Below are 3,566 nucleotides of genomic sequence, written 5' to 3' on the forward strand. Positions count from 1 at the left end.
AGTCAAAGGAAAACATTCCTATGTCGGAGGCCCTGCCTATTACATGGAGCGTGGATTGAAGAAACGTTGGATGGGAGTACTTTTTGCTGTACTGATTACGGTCACGTTTGGTCTTGCATTCAATTCGGTGCAAAGTAATACCATGAGTGCTGCCTTGCAAAGTGCTTTTTCTGTAGAGCCTTTGAACTCGGGAATTGTCATTTCGGTATTAACCCTTGTCGTCATTTTTGGAGGAGTACATCGTATTGCTGCTATCAGTAGTATCATTGTTCCTGTCATGGCTGTCGGTTATATTGCATTGGCTTTGTTTGTTGTATTGGCTAACATTGACCGTATTCCAGCAGTTGTTGAACAAATTGTCGGTAATGCTTTTGGCTGGCATCAGGCAGTTGGTGGCGGAATAGGAGCGGCTCTGATGCAAGGGATTAAACGGGGACTTTTCAGCAATGAGGCCGGTATGGGATCTGCCCCCAATGCTGCGGCAACGGCTCATGTAACCCATCCCGCTAAACAAGGATTTATTCAGGCACTGGGAGTGTTTACAGATACTCTGCTTATTTGTTCGTGTACAGCTTTTATCATTTTGTTCGGTGAGGATTATATTGGTAGTGGCCTGGATGGTATTCAGTTGACCCAAGCGGCGCTGACCAGTGAGGTTGGTAATATTGGAGGCGTCTACGTTGCCATTGCTACTCTTTTTTTCGCTTACAGCAGCATTTTAGGAAACTATTATTACGGAGAAGCTAATATCCGCTTTTTCACTTCTCGTCAGTGGCCGGTAGTTTTATACCGTATGTTGGTTGGAGGGATGGTTTTGTTTGGTTCATTGGCAAGTCTGAATCTGGTATGGAGCTTGGCTGATGTTACTATGGCTTTAATGTCCATTTGTAATCTGGTTGCAATATCCTTACTTGGCAAATATGCTTTCCGTTTGCTCGATGATTACTTGGCACAGAAGCGGAAAGGCATCAAAAGTCCAGTCTTTCACAAAGAGCAGATGAAAGATATTGAGCAGGATTTAGAATGTTGGTAACTATTTTCGTATCTTTGCAAATCAAAAAACAATAAAAAGTACAAGTATGAGTATATTTTCAAAACTATTAGGCAAGAAAACAGCAGAAGGTGCTGATGAAACGGTACGTGTGGGTGGAATGGAAGACTTCATGACGCTGATTCGTGTATACTATCAGGCAGTAATGGCGGCTCAGCTGGGTATCAGTAACATTAACTTTCTGCCGGATTTGGCTGTATTTAAACGTACATTGAAGGTTCCTACGCAGAATAACAAACTTGGTATCGCAGAGCGTACACGCTGCCGCAAGATGCTGATGGATATTTATGGTCTGCCTGAAATCTTTTTCAAGGAAATCGACGGATCTATCAAGCGCAACTGTCGCAATGTGAACGATATAAAGAATTATCTTTTCATGTTCCAGGGATTCAGCCAGGATTTGATGATGGTTATCGGCAACCTGATGCAATGGAAGTTCCGTATGCCGGGTGTGTTTAAGAAGATGCTTCGTAACATGACGGAAAAAGCCGTACACGACATCCTGACAAAAGTAGACTGGAAGGATGATGGCGTACGTAAGACTTGCGGAAACATTCGTCAGTATCAGCATGCGCTGGGCTATTCTGAAAGCTGGATGACAGAATATGTCTATAACATCGTATTGCTGGCTAAGAAGGAACCTAAACCAAAAGCATGACGTTGGACGAGCATTTGCTTTCAGGAGTGGAGCATCATCCGCTGGAACCCTTTCTTCCAGAAAATGCAGTCCTGCTGATGTTGGGAAGTTTTCCTCCGCAGAAAAAACGCTGGAGTATGGATTTCTTTTATCCTAACTTGCAGAATGATATGTGGCGTATTTTCGGCTTCATTTTCTTTGGCGAAAAGGATTATTTTCTCAGTCCTGAAAAGGTTTTTGACAAAGAACGTATTGTTGCTTTCTTGCGTGAAAAAGGGATTGCCTTGTACGATACGGCTTCGTGTGTGCGTCGGTTGCAGGACAATGCGTCTGACAAGTTTTTAGAGGTCGTTTCGCCCACGGATATTGGTCTGCTTCTTCAGCAGCTTCCTTCCTGTCGGGCAGTGGTAACTACCGGTCAGAAAGCAACGGATGTGTTTTGTGAACAGATGGAAGCGAAAGAGCCTTCAGTAGGAGGGGGAAGTAGGTTTCACTTTAGAGATCGTGAACTAACCCTCTATCGTATGCCGTCTTCCAGTCGAGCCTATCCTTTAAAACTTGAAAAAAAAGCAGCGTATTATCGTCAGATGTTCAACGACTTATCTTTATTGTAGAGAGAATATTGGGAAATATTTTTCAAAATCCCTTGCAGTTTCCCAAATTTATACTACTTTTGCAAACGCAAACACGGGAATAGCTCAGTTGGTCGAGCATCGGTCTCCAAAACCGAGTGTCGGGAGTTCGAGCCTCTCTTCCCGTGCCGAGATAAAAAGCTGTAACTGAATAAGTTGCAGCTTTTGTCCGTTTATAGGTCGGACAAATTTCGGACAACCAATTTTCATGATGTCAAACCGTACTGCGTTTTCGAATTCGAAAAACGTAGAAAAAAATGTGTTCATCACTTAGAAAAAACGCATCGATTCAGAGTGTAATTTCGTACACAGAACCCAAGTTACATGCAGGTAAGACATGGTATATTGACTTCACGGCATACGATCCGCTGGGACAGAAAATGAAGCGGAAAAAGTATATGCTGGATGGAATACCCAAGCTGACCGACCGTCGCCGTCGGGCAAATGAAATCATCACCAATCTTAATGTAAAGCTTCGTTTCGGATGGAATCCCTGGGCTAATGTGGAGAACTCCAGGCAATACACCCCGTATATAGATATTATCCAAAGGTATCATATATATCTGGGCAAACTGTATGCAGCTGGCACCATTAAGGAGAATACTCTGAAGGATTATGAGAAGCGCCTGCGGGTATTTGAGGAGTATACAGCCAAACATATTCCGGCCATCGTGTATGCGTATCAGATTGATTAGTCTTTTATCTCTGACTTCTTGGACTACGTGCTGCTTGACCGGGATTCATCGGCCAGAACCCGGAATAACTACCGTACCTGGTTGTCTTCACTCTGTAACTGGATGATGGAAAAGCAATACCTTACTCATAATCCGGTTGAGAAGATTCGACAGCTGGCAGAAGAAGAGAAGAAACGTTCTGCCCTGACGGTTCCGGATATTCAGAAATTCAAGAAGTATCTCCAGAAAGAGAATCCACATTTCTTGTTCTTGTGTCAGTTTGCTTATTACACCTTTATCCGTCCGGATGAGATTTCCAATATCCGATTGGCTGACATCAACCTGAAGGAACAGAAAGTATTTATCGGCTCCAGTATCAGCAAGAACCGGAAGGATGGCATGGTCGGACTGAATGATGCACTGATTAAGTCGGGACACTCAGTAAATAGTATAAAATTAGCCAACTAATTCATACAAAAAGTATTGCGAATTAGTTGGCTTTTTTGTATCTTTAGGTATTCCCCCGAAAATAAGGTTTGGCAGCCAAAACGGGGGAAATACTCCGACTAAGA

5 protein-coding genes and 1 tRNA gene are annotated in these 3,566 nt (G+C 43.2%); all 6 read left to right on the forward strand.

Annotated features, from left to right (window positions below; translation table 11 throughout):
• Positions 1 to 1,033 (forward strand): alanine/glycine:cation symporter family protein (locus ACMJ0U_RS09570; RefSeq protein ID WP_417129738.1); only part of this gene is annotated, 1,033 nt, incomplete at its 5' end.
• Positions 1,034 to 1,079: 46 nt separating this feature from the next.
• Positions 1,080 to 1,709: a hypothetical protein gene (locus ACMJ0U_RS09575; protein WP_417129739.1), complete on the forward strand. Its 630-nt coding sequence runs from the start codon at positions 1,080 to 1,082 to the stop codon at positions 1,707 to 1,709.
• Positions 1,706 to 2,302 (forward strand): uracil-DNA glycosylase family protein, encoded by a 597-nt coding sequence (locus ACMJ0U_RS09580; RefSeq protein ID WP_417129740.1) that lies wholly within the window; start codon positions 1,706 to 1,708, stop codon positions 2,300 to 2,302. The genes ACMJ0U_RS09575 and ACMJ0U_RS09580 overlap by 4 nt, the downstream gene beginning before the upstream one ends.
• 73 nt (positions 2,303 to 2,375) lie before the next feature.
• Positions 2,376 to 2,448 (forward strand) — tRNA-Trp (locus tag ACMJ0U_RS09585).
• Positions 2,449 to 2,577: 129 nt separating this feature from the next.
• Positions 2,578 to 3,015 (forward strand): hypothetical protein, encoded by a 438-nt coding sequence (locus tag ACMJ0U_RS09590; protein ID WP_417129741.1) that lies wholly within the window; start codon positions 2,578 to 2,580, stop codon positions 3,013 to 3,015.
• A 27-nt stretch (positions 3,016 to 3,042) separates the two neighbouring features.
• Complete coding sequence (locus ACMJ0U_RS09595) at positions 3,043 to 3,462, forward strand: tyrosine-type recombinase/integrase (protein WP_417129742.1); 420 nt, start codon at positions 3,043 to 3,045, stop codon at positions 3,460 to 3,462.
• The last annotated feature ends 104 nt before the right edge of the window (positions 3,463 to 3,566 follow it).

Source organism: Phocaeicola sp. (assembly GCF_048170425.1).
GTDB lineage: Bacteria > Bacteroidota > Bacteroidia > Bacteroidales > Bacteroidaceae > Phocaeicola.

Bases quoted from the DNA above. Each gene is read 5' to 3' on its own strand.
- ACMJ0U_RS09580 (WP_417129740.1), top strand. From the start codon at position 1,706: ATGACGTTGGACGAGCATTTGCTTTCAGGAGTGGAGCATCATCCGCTG.
- ACMJ0U_RS09590 (WP_417129741.1), top strand. From the start codon at position 2,578: ATGTGTTCATCACTTAGAAAAAACGCATCGATTCAGAGTGTAATTTCG.
- ACMJ0U_RS09575 (WP_417129739.1), top strand. From the start codon at position 1,080: ATGAGTATATTTTCAAAACTATTAGGCAAGAAAACAGCAGAAGGTGCT.